This is a genomic window from Ruminococcus sp. RTP21204st1_B2_RTP21204_210225 (assembly GCF_040914135.1).
GTDB classification, from domain to species: Bacteria; Bacillota; Clostridia; order Oscillospirales; family Ruminococcaceae; genus Hominimerdicola; species Hominimerdicola aceti.
On the sequence record NZ_JBCPGA010000005.1, the window covers coordinates 103,877 to 122,616 of the forward strand.

The 18,740-nt window shown below is 42.9% G+C and carries 15 protein-coding genes; 7 read left to right on the forward strand and 8 right to left on the reverse strand.

All coding sequences use genetic code 11. The features are described from left to right. Positions 1-10: 10 nt before the first annotated feature. From AB5123_RS03475 to AB5123_RS03495, 5 genes are all read right to left on the reverse strand, one after another. Complete coding sequence (locus AB5123_RS03475; protein WP_117957846.1) at positions 11-2,602, reverse strand: DNA translocase FtsK; 2,592 nt, start codon at positions 2,600-2,602, stop codon at positions 11-13. A gap of 135 nt (positions 2,603-2,737) precedes the next feature. Next, on the reverse strand, positions 2,738-3,604 hold the full coding sequence (locus tag AB5123_RS03480) for an undecaprenyl-diphosphate phosphatase (protein WP_117856282.1): 867 nt from the start codon (positions 3,602-3,604) through the stop codon (positions 2,738-2,740). A gap of 27 nt (positions 3,605-3,631) precedes the next feature. After that, complete coding sequence (locus AB5123_RS03485; protein ID WP_272114507.1) at positions 3,632-3,766, reverse strand: hypothetical protein; 135 nt, start codon at positions 3,764-3,766, stop codon at positions 3,632-3,634. Continuing rightward, positions 3,738-4,406, reverse strand: a complete 669-nt coding sequence (locus tag AB5123_RS03490; protein ID WP_081856029.1) for a ClpP family protease — start codon at positions 4,404-4,406, stop codon at positions 3,738-3,740. Before AB5123_RS03490 ends, AB5123_RS03485 begins: the two co-directional genes overlap by 29 nt. A 269-nt stretch (positions 4,407-4,675) precedes the next feature. Then, positions 4,676-5,794 (reverse strand): hypothetical protein, encoded by a 1,119-nt coding sequence (locus AB5123_RS03495; protein ID WP_278340217.1) that lies wholly within the window; start codon positions 5,792-5,794, stop codon positions 4,676-4,678. 272 nt (positions 5,795-6,066) lie between these two features. On the opposite strand from AB5123_RS03495, the gene AB5123_RS03500 reads away from it, so the two are divergent. After that, positions 6,067-7,359, forward strand: coding sequence for an adenylosuccinate synthase (locus AB5123_RS03500; RefSeq protein ID WP_347512657.1), 1,293 nt, complete (start codon positions 6,067-6,069; stop codon positions 7,357-7,359). A gap of 181 nt (positions 7,360-7,540) precedes the next feature. On the opposite strand, the gene dprA is transcribed toward AB5123_RS03500, so the two are convergent. Next, the gene (dprA, locus tag AB5123_RS03505; protein ID WP_117865317.1) at positions 7,541-8,428 is read right to left on the reverse strand and encodes a DNA-processing protein DprA; all 888 of its coding nucleotides are present in this window, start codon (positions 8,426-8,428) and stop codon (positions 7,541-7,543) included. Between the two features lie 175 nt (positions 8,429-8,603). Here dprA and AB5123_RS03510 point away from each other — a divergent pair, with 175 nt between their 5' ends. The 3 genes from AB5123_RS03510 to AB5123_RS03520 all read left to right on the forward strand — a co-directional run bounded on the left by AB5123_RS03510 (position 8,604) and on the right by AB5123_RS03520 (position 13,380). Next, complete coding sequence (locus AB5123_RS03510; protein ID WP_368364531.1) at positions 8,604-11,321, forward strand: beta-glucuronidase; 2,718 nt, start codon at positions 8,604-8,606, stop codon at positions 11,319-11,321. A gap of 192 nt (positions 11,322-11,513) precedes the next feature. After that, positions 11,514-12,527, forward strand: a complete 1,014-nt coding sequence (locus tag AB5123_RS03515; RefSeq protein ID WP_267301503.1) for a M15 family metallopeptidase — start codon at positions 11,514-11,516, stop codon at positions 12,525-12,527. Positions 12,528-12,546: 19 nt separating this feature from the next. Next, positions 12,547-13,380, forward strand: a complete 834-nt coding sequence (locus tag AB5123_RS03520) for an alpha/beta hydrolase (protein WP_117865311.1) — start codon at positions 12,547-12,549, stop codon at positions 13,378-13,380. A gap of 277 nt (positions 13,381-13,657) precedes the next feature. Here the strand turns inward: AB5123_RS03520 and AB5123_RS03525 are convergent, their stop codons facing one another. Then, positions 13,658-14,776 (reverse strand): 5-methyltetrahydropteroyltriglutamate--homocysteine S-methyltransferase, encoded by a 1,119-nt coding sequence (locus AB5123_RS03525; RefSeq protein ID WP_195249404.1) that lies wholly within the window; start codon positions 14,774-14,776, stop codon positions 13,658-13,660. A gap of 229 nt (positions 14,777-15,005) precedes the next feature. On the opposite strand from AB5123_RS03525, the gene AB5123_RS03530 reads away from it, so the two are divergent. Both AB5123_RS03530 and AB5123_RS03535 read left to right on the forward strand, forming a co-directional pair. Beyond that, complete coding sequence (locus tag AB5123_RS03530) at positions 15,006-15,599, forward strand: DUF3267 domain-containing protein (RefSeq protein WP_302963502.1); 594 nt, start codon at positions 15,006-15,008, stop codon at positions 15,597-15,599. 456 nt (positions 15,600-16,055) lie between these two features. Continuing rightward, positions 16,056-17,126: an ATPase gene (locus tag AB5123_RS03535; RefSeq protein ID WP_117856275.1), complete on the forward strand. Its 1,071-nt coding sequence runs from the start codon at positions 16,056-16,058 to the stop codon at positions 17,124-17,126. Here AB5123_RS03535 and AB5123_RS03540 read toward each other — a convergent pair. Next, entirely contained in the window at positions 17,116-17,559 is a 444-nt protein-coding gene (locus AB5123_RS03540) for an N-acetyltransferase (RefSeq protein ID WP_022287322.1), read from the reverse strand. The genes AB5123_RS03535 and AB5123_RS03540 overlap by 11 nt on opposite strands. 143 nt (positions 17,560-17,702) lie before the next feature. On the opposite strand from AB5123_RS03540, the gene AB5123_RS03545 reads away from it, so the two are divergent. After that, entirely contained in the window at positions 17,703-18,731 is a 1,029-nt protein-coding gene (locus AB5123_RS03545; protein ID WP_046440995.1) for a DnaD domain protein, read from the forward strand. Positions 18,732-18,740: the final 9 nt, after the last annotated feature.

Here is an 18,740-nt window from a genome sequence, read left to right on the forward strand (position 1 = left end):
TCCGCCTGAGCTATCTTCTTGCCTGCATTTCAGCCCATTCTTCTTTTGTTATGTTTATCTTTCGTGCCTTAGAGCCTTCCTGTGGTCCTATTATGCCCATTTCCTCTATCTCGTCCATAATACGGGCGGCTCTAGGGAAACCAAGTTTCAGCTTTCTCTGCAAGAACGCAGTAGAGGCGTTATTTGTCTGCACGATTATGGATATTGCCTGATTTACAAGGTCATCATCAGGATTTACGGAAACATTATCGCTGCCTGCCGAACCGCTGTCCTTTGGCTGCGGAGTATTCTCCTCCACCTCTGCGATAACTTCGTCGCTGTATTCTGCGGTATGCTCGTTCTTGAGGAAGTTTACAACCTCTCTTATCTCAGAAGTCGCTGCATAACCGCTCTGCATTCTTATAGGCTTTTTAACGCCAACAGGCTTATAAAGCAGGTCACCGTTTCCAAGAAGCTTCTCTGCACCGCTTTCATCAAGTATAACTCGTGAGTCAACGTTGCTGGATACACTAAGAGAAACTCTCGATGGGATATTTGACTTGATAAGTCCTGTCAACACGTCCGCCCTAGGGGACTGTGTTGCGATTATCATATGTATTCCTGCCGCACGAGCGAGCTGTGCAAGTCTTAAAACTGAGTCCTCTACCTCGCTTCTCGCAGCCATCATAAGATCGGCGAACTCATCGACCACAATAACTATCTGTGGCAGCAGGTCGATCTTTGCACGGACTTCGTCCTGCTCCTCGGCAGGCTTATTGCGTTCTTCAAGAACCATGTCGTTAAACTCCTGCAAGTTCTTTACATTGTTCGCCTCGAACATAAGATAACGCTTGTTCATTTCATTTACCGCCCATCCAAGCGCACCAGCCGCCTTTAAAGGCTCGGTAACAACAGGGATAAGCAAATGAGGTATCTTATTATAAATAGGAAACTCGACTTTCTTAGGGTCGATAAGAATAAGCTTTACTTCGTCAGGCGACGCATGGTAAAGTATAGAAAGTATGATAGAGTTTGTAAAAACAGATTTACCTGAACCTGTTGTACCTGCAACGAGCATATGCGGCATTTTGGCGATATCGCCGATAATGATATTACCCTCGATATCCTTGCCCACTGCAAAGGTAAGCTTGCCCTTTGCCTTTCTGTATTCCTCGCTGTCGATAAGCTCACGGAGAGAAACCGTATCTCTATGATCGTTCGGCACTTCTATGCCTATGCACGCCTTGCCCGGCACAGGAGCTTCGATACGAACGCTCATTGCCGCGAGGTTAAGTGCGATATCGTCTGCAAGACCCGTTATCTTCGACACTCTCACGCCTGCTGCAGGCTGAAGCTCATATCTTGTAACGGACGGACCTCTGTGTATGCCCACGATCCTTGTTTTAGCGCCATATGTTTCAAGCGTTTCCACAAGCTTCGCAGATTTCTCTTGTATCTCCTGCTGGACTATCTCGGAAGCCACAGGATTTTTAGCATATTTGAGTATATCCACAGGCGGATAAACGTAAGCAGATATTTTATTATCTTTCTCAAAGAACGTTGTCTGACCGTTCTTATCAACATTCACTACTGGTGGCTTAACAGGCTCATCCTTGGACTTCTTTTCTTCTCTGCTGTCGCCTATGGCGTTTTCTATTATCTTTTTAAGCTCCTCATTATCGGTAGTCTTAGCCGTTTCTTCAAGCTTTTCATGTGTTATCACAGGAGCTTTTACAGGGTGGACCGGCATATCTATCTTTGAAGCGTCCACCTTGTCGGTAGCTTCTTCCGCCTCTGCAACAGGCACAAAGGCTTCCGCCGCAGTGTCAGGGCCATCATCAGGATAGAACTTTGCAATATCAACCCTACCATTACGCCTTGGCTCTTTCTTCTCTCTTGGAGGCTTCGGAGGCTGAGCCGCACGCTCGATACGCTCCTCGTTCACCGCTTCATAGCTCTTTATAAAAGGCTTTGAAACTGCCTTTAGAAGCTGCGGAAGCGTAACATTTGTAAGCAGCATTATAAAAGTGAACGCCACAAGCACGATAACGATACCTGCGCCAACTCTCTTGAAAAGCGAAAGCAAAGGCCAGCCAAGCAATGCGCTTGCAAGTCCGCCGCCACGGAGCTGTTTTCCATCATTGAAAAGCCCCACAAGTTTGAGCCAGAACGAACTTCCGTCCACAGAGCCCACTTGGATTATCTGAGCCATGCCGCTTATAAGAAGCATAAGAACGCTTCCCTCCACCACCTTCGCTATGACCTTGTTGTGGGTCACATCTGAAGCTATCATAAGGGCAACATAGATGATCATAGGTGCAAACAGAAATACTGTCACGCCGAAAAGTCCTCGGTTCAGCTCATGGAGCCATTTCCACAAGCCGTCCCCTTCCACGAACGTGATAAGAAGTTCAAGTATGCCGAAAAAGAAAAGTATGTAAGACCAGAAGCGTCTGTTCTCTCTTTCTCTCACTGCTGTCATGGAATTTGACTGTGGCAGCTTGCTCTGAGGCTTTTGCTGTTTTGTATTCTTTTTTGCAGCTTGCGCAGGCTTTTGTGCGGGCTTTTTCTTTGCCGCTGTCTGCTTTGGCGCAGGCTTTGAGCCTTTCTTTTGAGCTGCCATTTATTTTACCATTCCTTTCGGTATTTGTCTTATTTAAGCAAATAAAGGCAAAATGTTATTTGCCTTTATAACCCACAAAAAAGCCTGAAAACAGAATTTCAAGCTTTTTCACAGAAACTGTATTATCTTATGTCATTACTTTGCAAAGGATATAGGGTGACCCATGCACATCTCGATAAATGAGATAACAAGGACTATGACGCCAAGCACAAGGGTATAATAAGCAAACACCTTGAACTTATCCGTTTTAACGAGCCAGTTTACAAGCTTGATAGCACAAAGTCCCACAAATGCGGCAACTACAAATCCAACTGCACAGCTAACCCAATCTATATCAGCATGTGTTGAAACTGCGTCCTTGACTTCAAGCAGACAGCTCATAAGTATAACAGGTATGCCCAGAATGAAAGAATACTTTACCGATGTTTCTCTGGTCATGCCTGAGAAAAGTCCCGCTGAGATAGTCGAGCCTGATCTTGAAACGCCAGGCAACAGTGCAACTCCCTGAAAAAGTCCGACCGTTATTGCGTCCTTATAAGCTATATTGCCCTGAGTCTTTTTACCCTTTACACAGCGGTCTGACATAAAAAGTATTGCCGATGTATAAAGGAAACAAAGACCCTCTGCGAAAATGCTTGAATCCTCTGCAATGCCCTCAAACCAGCCCTTAAATGGCAGGAACGGTACAAGGCAGAAGCAGGAAACTATTATCATAACTATCATACGTCTTGGAGGATTCATATTTTTAAGAGTGAACTTGCCTGTAAAAATATCCTTTATCATAACGCCAAGCTCTTTTATCATATCCCATATTGTCTTCCTGAAAGCCACAAATACTGCTACCAGCGTGCCAAGGTGAAGTATCGCCGAGAAAAACAAAGCTCCCTCTCCGCTGTTTCCTGTAAAATGCTGATACAGTGAAAGATGTCCTGAACTTGAAACTGGAAGAAACTCCGTCAAGCCCTGAATTATAGCCTGAAAAATCGCATTGATGATACCCATTGCTGTCCTCCGAAATTTTGTTATTTGTCAGAGATAAAAGCCGTCATGGCTGAGATAATGTGCCGGATCTGTGTCCAAAGCAGTATCATCACCCTCAAACTCTTCTCCGATATCTACGTCAGTCCTGAACACGTCATAAAGGTCGATTATTGTCTGAAACATTTTCAGCTTTCTCCTTTTCAGAACTGTTTTCTATCATATCATAAAGGCAGTCTATCGCCTCGGAAAGCCCTCCGAGCCTGTCGATAAGCCCCTCTTTTACAGCCTGCTCCCCGTCGATAACAGAACCAACGTCCATTACAAGCTCGCCCGTTGACATCATAAGCTCACGGAAACGCTCAGGCTTTATGGCTGAATTATCGCACACAAAGCGAACTATCCTTTCCTGCATTTTGTCAAAATAAGAAAGCGTCTGAGGTACTCCCAGCACAAGCCCGTTCATTCTAACAGGGTGTATGGTCATTGTGGCGCTTGGCACTATAAATGACTTTTTCGCACACACCGCCAGCGGCACGCCTATGGAGTGACCTCCGCCCACAACCATTGACACAGTAGGCGTTTTCATACTAGCAATAAGCTCTGCAATGGCAAGTCCTGCTTCCACATCTCCGCCCACAGTGTTGAGGATTATCACAAGCCCCTCTATGCTCCTATCCTGCTCGATAGCAACAAGGGCAGGTATGATATGCTCATACTTGGTGGTCTTGTTTTGTGCAGGCAAAATATAATGCCCCTCCACCTGACCGATAATGTTCAGGCAGTGTATAACGTGCTTTGCGTCTGGCAATGTGACAGAACCCATTTCCTTTATCTGCCTTATATCCTCAGCAAGCTTTTCGCTCTCTACATTTTCTTCTTGTTCAGACACTCAGATACCTCCCGTTCTTCATTAGTAACTTTCGTCACAAGAGAAGTATTTGCAGTGTTCATTAAAAATATGCAGGAAAACCGCCACACCTTTAATATAATAGCACAAGTTCTACCTAATGTCAACAACTTGCAAGAGCTAAAAAAAACAATTTTTGCAGGAAATTTACGCTATCCTGCAAATTATTTATAAAAAGTTTAAATCTATTTTTGATACTCCTCAGCAAGCACCTGTTCACACCAAAGTATAAGATCTGCGAAATCTTCCTTGTCAAGATAGGAGAAATACTTGTTCACAGCCTCACCCTCAGCAGCTTCTATGGTGTCCGTCAGGCAATAGCCGTCAGAGGAAATAGTTATCTCTGTTTTGGTGTTCTCTTTAAGTCCTAAAGTTATCTGTATAAAATCAAGTCCCGGATCTTTAGACGGCGCCGTCCTGTATGAAGCGTTGCCGAAGCTGTCTATCATTTTCACAAGCTCGTTGTAATCATCATGATCGGCAAGATAGCATTCTCCGTATTCTCCGCCTACTTTCACACAAACCTTTGCATATGCGCCCTCGTAGATATCATAATTATAAAAGTCATCAAAGCAAGCATAGTATATGCCGCCATTCTTTGTGAGCTTATAAAAGCCTTTGTACGCCTTATTTGTATCTATGCTGTCGGCTGATATCTTCTCAACAAAATCCCACTTATCCGAGCCGTCTGATGACACAACATTTTTACCGTCAGGAAACATAAGTGAATAAACAGCGTCCGTGCCGCTGTCATCAGCCTGCGACTCATATGTATAAAGGCTGTCAGCGGAGAATTTCTTATGCTTATAGTCACTTAAATTTCCGTCGCTGTCATATTTCATATACTGCATAGGAGCGTTGCGCTCTTTATCATAAGAAAGCTGTAAAATACCATTGCTCACCACAGTTATTTCAGTGTACTCATCAGCTTCAAGCACAACGTTTCCGGACTTGTCAAGAAGTCCCACTGCTCTGCCGTCACGATAAGTGAAGAAAAGATCTGCAAGAAGCTTTTCACATTTATATCCCTCAAAAGGCTGCTCCTCAACCTCGGCAACATACTGAGTGCTGTCAAAGCTTGTATAAAGCTTTCGTGAAAGCTCGTCAAGGCTTTTTATTTTATTCAGAAACTCCGGAAATTTGTATTCCTTGACCTTCACATTGCTTGGTTGAGCTGAGTCGCTTGTCTTTATCTGCGACACCGCAGACGACTGTGTTGTTTCTTTGTCTTTTTCACAGCCAAACATAGAAATTGTCAGCGTCAATGCAAGCGCAAGAGCCGCACATTGTTTTCTTTTTGTCATCGTTATCCCCTCGTATTTTATTTTGTTATCTCACAGCACGAGCCGTTACACTATATTATAATACACAAATCTGATTTTTGCAAGATATATTAAAACTTTTTATTCTTTATCATAGCAGTATGGTAATACGCTAAATGTTATAAAAGTGTTAAATGTTTAAAAGTGCCTTTACATATAGAATGTTTTGTGCTATAATATTCTAGTGGCAGTATTGATTTTAATAAATATCTGCTACTAATTTTGCTGTTTTATGGCAAGGAGGATAAAATTAAATGGTTAGAGCGATTGTCGGCGCAAACTGGGGCGACGAGGGTAAGGGCAAGCTTACCGATATGCTTGCTGAAAAGTCTGATATAGTAGTAAGATTTCAGGGCGGTGCTAACGCAGGACATACTATTGTAAATCACTACGGAAAGTTCGCTTTGCACACTTTGCCTTCCGGCGTATTCTATGATCACACAACAAATATTATCGGCAACGGTGTTGCACTTAATATCCCTGTATTTTTCAATGAGCTTAAAAAGGTAACTTCCGAAGGCGTTCCAATGCCTAAGATACTTATTTCCGACAGAGCGCAGATGGTAATGCCATATCACGTTCTGTTTGACCAGTACGAAGAGGAAAGACTTGGAAAGGCAAGCTTCGGCTCAACAAAATCGGGTATCGCACCTTTCTATTCTGATAAATATGCAAAGATAGGTTTCCAGGTACAGGAGCTGTTTGACGAAGAGGCTCTCAAGGTAAAGATAAAGAGAGTTCTTGAAACAAAGAACATTCTTCTTGAACATCTCTATCACAAGCCTCCTATCGACGCTGATGAGCTTTTCAATACTCTTATGGAGTATAAGGAAATGGTAGCACCATACGTTTGCGACGTATCTGCATTCCTTTGGAACGCTATCAAAGAAGGCAAGAACGTTCTTCTCGAGGGTCAGCTTGGTTCACTGAAAGACCCTGACCACGGTATCTATCCAATGGTAACATCTTCATCTACACTGGCAGCATACGGTGCTATCGGTGCAGGTATACCTCCTTATGAGATAAAGACTATCGTAACTGTTGTTAAGGCTTATTCTTCCGCAGTTGGTGCAGGTGCATTCATTTCTGAGATATTCGGCGATGAGGCTGACGAGCTGAGAAAGAGAGGCGGCGACGGTGGAGAGTTTGGTGCAACAACAGGCAGACCTAGAAGAATGGGTTGGTTCGACTGCGTTGCAACTAAGTATGGTTGCCGTATCCAGGGCACAACAGATGTTGCTTTCACAGTAGTTGACGTTCTGGGCTATCTTGACAAGATACCTGTATGCGTAGGCTATGAGATAGACGGCGAGGTAACAACAGACTTCCCTACAACAAGAAAGCTTGAAAAGGCAAAGCCTGTTTTCGAAGTTCTCGACGGCTGGAAGTCAGACATCAGGGGCATCAAGAAGTATGAAGATCTTCCTGAAAACTGCAAGAAGTATATCGACTTCGTCGAAAAGCATATCGGCTTCCCTATCACAATGGTTTCAAACGGACCAAAGAGAGAGGACATCATCTACAGAGAAAGCCCACTTTCAAAGTAAATTCAGATATCACAAAAGGCTGCGGCAAAAAGTCGCAGCCTTTTTTTCATTTAGAGTGTAAAAAACGAATGATCGGCACGCCGCATTTCTGCGAAACAGAAATTGAGCCGCTCCCCTACAAATAACGTAGATATCGTTGATTTGGTACAGGTATGATATTAAACACTAACTAAGTGTAGTTCTACATTTTGGCTTTATTGAGAAAATAGAGGATATCTTTTGGAGAATAAGCTTCTACCGCTCCGTCACGGAGAAGCGCACACTGTCCTGCGTATTTCTCGCTGAAAATGTCATGAGGCGGTATAACAAAAACGTCTTTATTCTGGGATAAAGCATGATTTACAGTATTCAGCGTGCCGCTGCGTATTCCTGCTTCAACCACAAGAACGCAATGTGAAAGTGCCGAAACTATGCGATTTCTTATACGAAAATTCTCAGGAACAGGTCTTGCCTGCGGGAAAAATTCTGAGATAGCTACCCCATGTGTTGCTATCTCACGCTTGAAGCCCGTCCTGCCACGAGGATAATCATATTCTAGCCCACAGCCCATAACAGCTACAGTGCTTCCTCCTGCACGCATCGCACTGCGGTGTGCGGCAGTGTCGATACCCATAGCAAATCCGCTTATGATATTTACTCCTCGCTCTGCAAGAAAACTTGAAAACTCCTCCGCCACGGCTACAGAATAATCGCTTGGTTCTCTAGTGCCAATAATGGCAACGCTCTTTTCAATAGACAGACAGCTTACATCGCCACGGCAGAAAAGCACAGCAGGTGGACATTCTATCTGTTTCAACCGTTCAGGATAAAGAGGATCGTCAGGGGTGAGGATATATATACCCTTTTTCTCGCAGTATTCAGCCACCTGTTTCGCCTGAAAGAACGTACAGCAGGCTATCTTTTCAGCCTCCTGCTGAGTAACATATCCACAGCGCAGTGACAATAGATCATCGCACATTTCTTCAACGCTGTCATAATATGACATAACGTCCCACAAGCGCTTGTCCGCAGGTCCGAACGCAACATCGAGCCACAGCCACAACAGCTTTCTGTCTGTATTTTCAAGCATTTTTCCTGCACCTCCAGTTGGCAGATTTCTTTTAATCTTATTGTATCATATTTTATTGTTAAAAACAACAAAATTTTATAGCATTTTGGTTAAATCAAAAGATTACTGTTGAAATGGGCAAGACCATATGTTATAATGGATATTGAAAATTTGAACTTGAAAGGATCGTTGCTTAATGATAAACAAGCTTGACCTCAGCGGCGAGTGGCTGCTGTGTCTTGATAAGGAATGTAAGGGTACTGACCTTGTTTTTGATGATACAATAAACCTTCCAAACACCACTTCCAACGCTAAAAAAGGCGAATACAATTCTGAGAGAGAAACAGGCTTTCTTACAGACACATATAAATTTGAGGGCTTTGCATGGTTCAGAAAAAACGTTGACTTCTCTGCTCTGCAATGTGAAAATCTTAAACTTTATCTTGAAAGAACAAGAATAACTGAACTTTATATAGACGGCAAAAAGATAGGCAGGCAGGAGAGCCTTTGCACTCCGCACATCTATGACCTGAACGAGTATATCGGTACTGGCGTGCATGAAATGACTATCTGCGTTTCAAATGTTGGCTACAAGACCAAGGGCGGACACCTGACTTCACCTGACACTCAGACCAACTGGAATGGTATCACAGGACGCATCGAGCTTATAGGCTACAAAAACGCCCACGCTGAAAATGTTATGCTTTGGTGCGATATCCACAGCAAGACAGTAAGAGTAACAGCCAACATAACAGGCGGAAAAAGCGGAAAAGCTGTCATAAGCGCTGAGAGTTTCAACAGCGAAAAAAGCCACACTCCTGAGGTGCAGAGCTTTGAATACACCGACGGCAAGCTTGACGCTTTATACAAAATGGGCAACGATTGCCTGCTTTGGAGTGAGCATGAGCCTAATCTCTACAAGCTGAGAATAGATATCGACGGCGACGTGAGCGAGCATATCATCGGTATGCGTGAGTTCAGGACTGAGGGTGGAAAGTTCACCATAAACGGCGAAAAAACCTTTCTCAGAGGAAAACATGACGGCATGATATTCCCTAAGACAGCCTTTGCCACTACCAACCTTGACGAGTGGCTGAGAGTAATGAAGATATCAAAGTCATACGGCATGAACCACTATCGTTATCACACTTGCTGTCCCCCTGAGTCTGCGTTTGTCGCTGCGGATATGCTTGGAATTTATATGGAGCCACAGCTTCCTTTCTGGGGAACTATCACAGAAGAGGGCGAGGAAAACCACAATCAGGAGGAGCAGGATTTTCTAGTTGAAGAGGGCTTCAATATGCTGAAATTCTTCGGCAATCACCCCTCCTACTGCATGATGTCAATGGGCAACGAGCTTTGGGGCTCAAAGAAGATACTCAACGATATCATAGGCGGTTATAAGAAGTTCGACAGCAGACACCTTTATACACAAGGCTCAAACAATTTCCAGTGGTTCCCTAACGTTATAGAAAATGACGATTTCTTTGTTGGCGTAAGACTTGCAAATGACAGGCTTATAAGAGGCTCATACGCAATGTGTGATGCTCCTCTCGGTCATATTCAGACTGACAAGCCTGCGGCAAATCACGATTATGACAGCATTATAAGACCTAAGAAGCAGGCAAGCTCCACAGAAGTTTCTGAGGACGGCACTGTTCAGATACAGTACGGCACGACCATGAAAACTGTCAAGGCAAGCGAAGCTGACGCAGATTTTATCCCTGAAGTGCCTATCGTTACTCACGAAATAGGTCAGTATGAAACTTATCCGAACTTCAAGGAGATAGAGAAATACACAGGCTCCCTTAAAGCCAGAAACTTTGAGGTATTCAGAGAAAGACTTGATGAAAAGGGTCTGCTTCCGCTGGCTGAGGATTATTTCAAATGCTCAGGCAAGCTTGCTGTGCAGTGCTATAAGGAAGAAATGGAGGCTGTTTTCCGTTCAAGACTTCTTGGCGGTTTCCAGATACTCGATATTCAGGATTTCAGCGGTCAGGGTACTGCCCTTGTGGGTGTACTTGACGCATTCATGGACAGCAAGGGACTTATCACAGACAGCGAGTGGAGAGAGTTCTGCAATGACGCTGTTGTAATGGCGCGTTTTGACAGCTATGTTTTCGAGGCAGACAGCAGTTTCAAGGCGCACACAGAGCTTTGCAATTACAGACCTGACCTTAAAGAAGGCAAGCTTATTTGCACTCTCACTCTTGAAAACGGTGATGTCATTGGCAAGGTCGAAAAGAATTTTGTTGCAGAAGGCAACTACACTGACATTTGCGATGTAGAGTTTACTCTCCCACAGGTAACAAAGAACACAAAGGCTGTGCTTGCACTTGAAATTGAGGGTACTGACATACACAATCACTATGACCTTTGGATGATACCGACAGTTGAAAAGACAGATATAAGCGGCGCATACATTTTTAACGAGGTAAATGACGAAGCTGAAAGTCTGCTGAAACAGGGCAAGACAGTGCTTATCGTCCCTGACCTTTCAAGGCTTGAAAATTCTATTGAGGGCTTCTACTGTCAGGACTTCTGGTGCTATCATATGTTCTGTATCATCTCACAGATGATGAAAAAACCTGACCCTGTTGGCACAATGGGACTTCTTATCGACACCGAACACCCTGCTCTTGCAGGCTTTGCAGGGGAAAAATACTCAACGCCACAGTGGTGGGAGATAGTTCAGAACTCACGCTCGGTTATTCTTGACGACTTTAAGGGCGAGAAAAATGTTATCGTGAGAACTATCGACAACTTTGACCGCAACCATGATCTTTCACTCCTCTACGAGTATGAAAAGAACGGCGGCAAGGTGGTAGTTTGCTCATGCGATTTTGATAAGCTTTCCAAGTCACCTGAGGGACGTGCGTTCATAAAGTCTGTTGTTGACTATGTAAGAAACTAACAGAATATTTATTGCTAAGGGCTGTACTGTTTTGCGGTACAGCCCTTATTATGTTTGTGCTTGTTGCATAAAACGCCCGCAAAACATTTGTCTGATATAACAAAAGTGCCGACACTACAGTGGCATATGGTTCACTTATTACGAAAAATGTGTTATAATTTAGGTGTATGTTATACAGGAAGGTGATGTTAAGTGCCAAAAGTAAAACGTTATAAATACAAGAATATTGCAGCGGCTCTTGCCATACTGCTTTTGATCATTCTGGGAATATCTACATCGTGCAGTTCAAAAGCTGACAGCCCTAAGAAAATTTCCGACAACTCGTCAAACTCCTCTACGGTCAAGGCTGACAGCAGCAGTAAAAAAGCTGTAAAAAAGCTTACGGGCAATTATATGTATGTTACCGCAAAAAACAAAACCGATATGGTAAATGGAGATCTTATTCTCGTTAATGGCGACCACTCATTCACCGGTACAGTGAATAACACAGACACAGTTTATTCCTATTTGTTTGACAAGAACGGAAGTCAAATAATGTCCACCAGCAGCACTCAACTGACGGCTAAAAAAGAGACCTTTGAAGCCTTTGGCAAAATGGGCAATGATTTTTATTCTGACAAGAAGATATCAACACTTATGATAAACACAGCTATGCCTGCGGAAGATGATGAAGACAGCAGCTCTGCCTGCTACGAGCATGACACTGGACTTGCCTTTGACCTGCATCTTTATGACGCAAGCACAGGCGCATATCCTGAGTTCACAGGCGAGGGAGATTATAGTTGGATATCTGAAAACTGCTGGAAATACGGACTTATCCTCAGATACCCAGAGGACAAAGCTGACATCACAGGTGTAAGCCCTATGGCTTATCATTTCAGATATGTTGGTATACCACACGCTGAGATAATGACAGCAAACAAGCTTTGCCTTGAAGAATACATAGATTTTGTCAAGGACTATACATTTGAAAAACCGCTCACATTCACGGCTTTTGATGACACTGAGTATTCAGTTTACTACGTTGCCGCAGACAAGGGCAGCACCACGAACGTGCCTGTACCACTTGACGACAGCAACAATGAGCGTCCTAACACTATCTCAGGCAACAACGTTGACGGCTATATCGTCTGCGTGAATATGACAGAAAATGCAGCACCTGCTGACTCGTCCTCTCAGACAGACCAGCAGGCGGCTACAGAATAAATTTTTCGGAGGAAATAAAATGCTTAAAGAAACAGTAGAAATAAAAGTAGATTATGAAAAGGCTGGCGTTTCAAGCGAAGGCTGCGCACCTGTGCTTGATTGCTATTACAACACACTCACTGAAGAAATAGGCAGAAAGAAGCACAAGGCAATTATAATCTGCCCGGGCGGAGGATATGATTGGTGTTCTGAGCGTGAAGCTGAACCTGTTGCATTCAGATTTTTGGGTGCAGGCATATGCGCATTTGTGCTAAGATACTCATGCGTCAAGAAAAGATTTCCTACTGACGCTTTGGAATGTGCGGCGGCTGTCAAGTATGTTAGAGATAATGCGGAGAAATTTGACATTGACCCTGACAAGATAATAGTATGCGGTTTTTCAGCAGGCGGACACCTTGCGGCAACAATGGCAAACTTCTGGAACAGCGAGCTGCTCACAAAGCCTCTTGGCTGCGATCCTGAGGACATCAAGGTAAACGGCTCTATCTTGGGCTATCCTGTTATCACATCCGATCCTGAATACACTCATGAAGGCTCAATCCTCAATATTATTGGCGAGGAAAAATCATCGGAGCTCAGAGAGCTTGTTTCAATGGAGAAGAGAGTATCGGAGAACACTCCTCCTACATTTATCTGGCACTGTGCTGATGATGGCTGTGTAAGGGTTGAGAACACACTTTGGTATATGTGCAGTCTTTCAAAGTATCACATTCCATTCGAGAGCCACATTTATGAATACGGTGGACATGGACTTGCATTGTGCGACGAAACCACTGCCACATGGGAAGGTCACTATCAGCCGGTGGCGGCTCATTGGGCAGAGGCGGCTATTGATTGGGTACATAGGCTATAAAAATATGTTGCGTGTGGCAACATATTTAAGCTAAAAAAATGACTCACATCAATTTGATATATACTCATATAGACATTTTCAAAGAACTAATATGAATGACCTATATAGTGAAATATGAACAAAACAGGTAGATACCTCAATTGAGTTATCTACCTGTTTTTATTTATCCTTTTCTCTGCACTCGTATGATCTGTTAATAAGTCGGATATGTTTTGACATGAGTCATTTTTTATCAAGAATATTGAGTATCCCTCGGGATATATGTTAAATCTGTTGGTTATCCCCAAACTTCCTCTGCGATCTCCTTAACAAGAGCAAGCTTTGCCCACTGTTCCTCCTCTGTGAGCTTGTTGCCTATCTCGCAGGAAGCGAAGCCGCACTGTGGGCTAAGGCAAAGTCTGTCAAGTGAGATGTATTTTGCAGCCTCGTGGATACGGTCGATAACAGCCTGCTTGTCCTCAAGCTCAGGCTTCTTTGATGTGATAAGTCCGAGGACTACCTTCTTGTCGCCGCTTACTGCTTTCAAAGGTTCAAAGCCACCTGAACGCTCATCATCAAATTCAAGATAATACGCACTTACATTTTCGCCTGCGAAAAGTGTTTCAGCTACACTGTCATATGCGCCACTGCTTGCATATGTTGAGTGGAAGTTGCCACGGCAAACGTGAGTTGTGATAACAAGATCCTCAGGCTTGCCATCGATAGCAAGGTTGTTTATTCTCAGCAGAAGTCTTTTTATATCCTCAAGTCCTGCGTCGTCAACTCCAAAAATAGCCTTTGCATTAGGGTCAACTATCATGCCCCATGAGCAATCGTCAAACTGAATATTGCGGCAGCCTGCTGCATAAAGGTCAGCGATGACTTTTCTGTAGCCCTTTGCGATATCCTGAACAAGCTCTTCTGTATCGTTATAATACTTCTTTGTGTTCTCCAGTGCGAAAGGCATTATCATCTGCTCAAGAAACTGTGCAGGTGCAGGGATAGTCTGCTTTGCGACTGTATTCTCGTCCTCGAGAGCCTTAACAAATTTAAAATGCTCAACAAATGGGTGGTCGCCAACTGATACCTTGCCTGTGAGGTATGTATCATCTATCATTGCGGCTTCACCATGGAATGGCAGACCTGTCTGTGTCTTGCTGTGACCAACTCCGTTGAAGCCCCACATAAAGTCAAGATGCCATGTTGCTCTGCGAAACTCGCCGTCTGTGATGATATGATAGCCAGCCTTTTTCTGTTTTGCAACGAGGTCAAGGATAGCCTTATCCTCTACCTCTTTAAGCTGCTCGGCTGTGATAGCGCCGTTTTCAAAATCTGCTCTTGCCTTTTTCAGATAGTCAGGTCTGAGAAAGCTGCCCACAAAATCGTAGCGGCATGGTGCTTTGATATTATTGTTCATTTTCATTACCTCTTTCATTTTATTATAGTTTATTTCCTATTGGTTTGCTGGTATTTAGTATAGCACGAAAAAGGGGGATAGTAAAATATTTATTTCTGTGGGATAGATATAGTTTCAGACTATAGCGGATCGAATAGTTTGCTTGACTTTGGTGCATATGGTGTGGTATAATGAATAATACGATATAGTTAGATGATAAATCGAGATTAGATAAACAAAGGTATGTAATATGATAAAAATTGTGTGGTCAATAAAAGATATAAATAAATATCAAACAGGAAACTTACCCGATAATGCAATAAAGATAGAAACGCCTAAGAGCGTCGATAAACTGATGAAAAAAGCGTTGCCGATAGCTGTAATTCTATGTGTTTTACTTTTTGCCGCTATGCTTGGTAAAACCATTGTGTGCAAGGTGGTCGTGATCTCTCCAATATTTATTCTGGTGGGATTTGCTTTAGGCTTTTTATTGTTGATAATTCACGAGTGGTTACACGGAATCGTTTATCCTAAGGACGCAGGTGTAACAATAGGAAGAATTAAAGGAAAGACAACATTTGTGGCATTAGCATCATATCCATTAAAACGAGATAGGTTTATATTGATGTGTCTGCTGCCTTTTGTTCTTGGGGTGGTTCCTTTTATATTATTTTTAATTAGTCCTGCCGAATTTAGAGTATTTAATGGATTGAATTTTGGTATGGCGTGTATGGGTATGGTTTCGCCATTTCCAGATGTTTATAATGTCTTTACCGTTCTAAGGCGCTCTGAAAAAAACGATTCAATAATGTTCTACAAAAATGATATGTACAAGATCTCTTGAATTTCCAGACTAAGCTTTACCCATATATTCCACCGATACAGCCCCCTCTGTATCGGTATTTTTCTGTCCTTACCGCCTTCCATCGCGCCAATTCTATTGACATTTCCACCTTGTTGTGCTATCATAAAAGTTTACGAGTTAGTCATAACTAGCTGTATGATATCGCAGAATTAAGATAGATAAGAAAGGCGGAACATAATGAAAAGTTCTGCAATAGTAAAAAAGGCACTGCATAAAGCGGACGGCGTTTTGTATCCTGTTGCAGGCAGGAAAGATAAGGTAGTTATCACAATGTCAATTTGCAACGTCATGCAATGAAAGTTTTTTTACTTTATTCAAGCTTTTTTTGTCCACCTAATTTTTTTGAACAATCAAGCTTTTTCTGACATATTATAAAAATGAAAATGCAAACGCAGTCACACTGATCTAATGCGTTTGAGATATGGAGGGTAATTTATGTCAGAAAAGTATTTTTTGGGTGCAATGACGCAGAATGGGTTTTCCACGGAATTTGGCAAGATAATGGCTGATAAGGAGTATTTCACATTCATACTCAAAGGAGGTGCAGGCACAGGAAAATCTTCACTTATGAAAAAGATAGCCGCTGAGTTTGAACCGACAGAGGACGTCACTAGATTTTATTGCTCCTCTGACCCTGCTTCCCTTGATGCAATCGTTCTGCATACATCAAAGGCCATAATCTGCGACGGCACTGCGCCACATGTTATGGAATGTTCATATCCAGGAGTTTGTCAGAAAATAATCAACTTAGGAGAGTATTGGGACGAAGAAAAGCTGAAGGCCTTCAAATCTGAAATAATCGAGGTTACAGACAAAAACAAGTCGCTTTTGGCAAGAAGCAAAAGGTTTACCACTGCCCTGTCTAACGTTTGCTTCGATACCTACAATTGCGGTGAAGGCTGTCTGCTGGAGGAAAAGCTGAAAAGCTTCACAGAACGATCAGCAAAACGTCTTCTAAACAAAAAAGGCTCTGGCAGCGGCAAAACTGATATTAGACAGTTGACCGCTTTGACAGAATACGGCTGTATGACGCAGCTTGCCACTCTTGACAGCTACCTTGACGTGTTCGCCATGAACGATGATTATTATGCCGCTTCCCACAAGTTCGTCACCCTCATGGCACAGCAGGCTGTAAAGCGAAGTTATGATGTTATCCTCTGCCCTGCTATCCTATTTGGCAACACCCTTTACGAGCATTTGCTTATCCCGGAGGCTGGCATCGCATTTGTGATAAATTCACCTATAAGCAAGCTTGACGGCTTTGAAAAAGCTATCAACATGGGAAGATTTTATGACAAGAAAAAGATCTCAGCCCTGAAAACAAGACTGAGATTAGATAAAGTCACCGCCTCCGACCTTGCAGAGGAAGTGTATTCAGGCATCAAGAAAGCCAAGAAAGTCCATGACGAGATAGAAAAGTATTATATCGCCGCAATGGACCACGCCGCCCTTAATAAGGTTTGCGACAGCATTTCAAGGGAAATTCACGAAAGGACTATAAAATAGTTTTCCACATTCCGTCGTAAGGCGCAGGCTCAAAGCCCATTTTCTTATAAAGCGATATGGCTCTGCCGTTTTCAAGCTCGACTTCAAGTCGGATACGGCGGAGCTTTTTGTCGCCATTTTCCTCGATATACTTAAAAAGCTCCCTGCCTAGACCTTTTGAGCGGTATTCCTCCAGCACAAAAAGCTCGTCTATCCATATAGTAATACCGCCTGCTTCAACTGAATATGTTTTCATTGTAACACAGTAGCCAACATTATTGCCGTCACAAACGAGCATATAACCTTGCACATACACATCAGACCTCATCATTTCATCGAAGCCCTGCTCAAAATGCTCTCTTGGAACAGGCTTGTCCACCGCAGAAGAATTATAGAACTCAGTGGAAAATCTGATATAATCTTCCCTGTCCTCAGGCACAAATTTTCTTATCATTTTTTATCTCTCCGTTTCTTTGGTATTAGCCTATTATAGCATTTTATTTATCAAAAGTCAAATGCACAAATTTTGTTGCAAAAGTCCAGATTATATGATATAATTATTTTGGATAATTTTAATCATATTTGTGAGGATACATAATGAAATATACTTTTGATTGCGACCGCTGGGGAAGCAGTTTTTCAGTGCCGTCTAAAGTGGTCGATAAATACATAAAATTAAGTGATGGCGACTTTGTAAAGGTACTTCTCTGCATACTCTGTTCAACGGAACGTGAATGCGACAGTGCAAAGCTTGCGGAAAAGTCAGGACTTCCTGAGAACACTGTCATTGACGCTGTGACACACTGGGTATCGCTAGGAGTCATCACCACAGAACACAGTGATACGACAAAGCCTGCACAGGTCAAAGCCGTTTCTACACCTGTTTCAGAGCCTGAAACAAAGGCCGAGCCTGTTTCAAAAGTTGAGGCAGTTGCCCCGAAACGTCAGAGCGTTTCAAACAAGCTGTGCATAAGATACAAAAATTCCGAGATATTGGAAAAACAGCAGAAGGACCCTAACCTTGCACATCTCTTTGACGAGATACAAACCGTATTACAACGCACTATCAATGGAACTGAGCAAGGGGAACTTCTTGCTCTTTATGAATATTACCGATTTGATGCTGCATCTATTCTCTTAGCCGCAGAATACTGTGTGTCACTTGAAAAGCACAACGTGTCTTACCTTGTGACAGTAATGCGTGGGTGGTTTGAACAAGACATCTGTACTTATCAACAAATTGAACAAGAAATAATTAGGCTTTCCAACATAAAAAAGTATGAATTCAAGGTACTGAAAATTTTCGGACAGACCGCAAAGCCGTCAAAGCAGCAGCTTGAGTTTATAGAAAAGTGGCGAACAATGGGCTTCACTGTTGAAATGCTGGAGATAGCCTATAACAAGTGTGTTGACAATACCAACAAACTGAATTACAAATATATAGACACTATACTGTCAAACTGGGCTGGCAAGAGCATCACTACCCCTGAACAGGTCACACACGAGGACGAAAAGTACCACACCTCCAAGAAAAATAAGAATACTAATAAGCAAACTTCCTACAATCTTGATGATTTTGAAAAATTCGCAATGAATTTTGATCTAGAAAAATCAGGAAAGCTATGATAAGGAGTA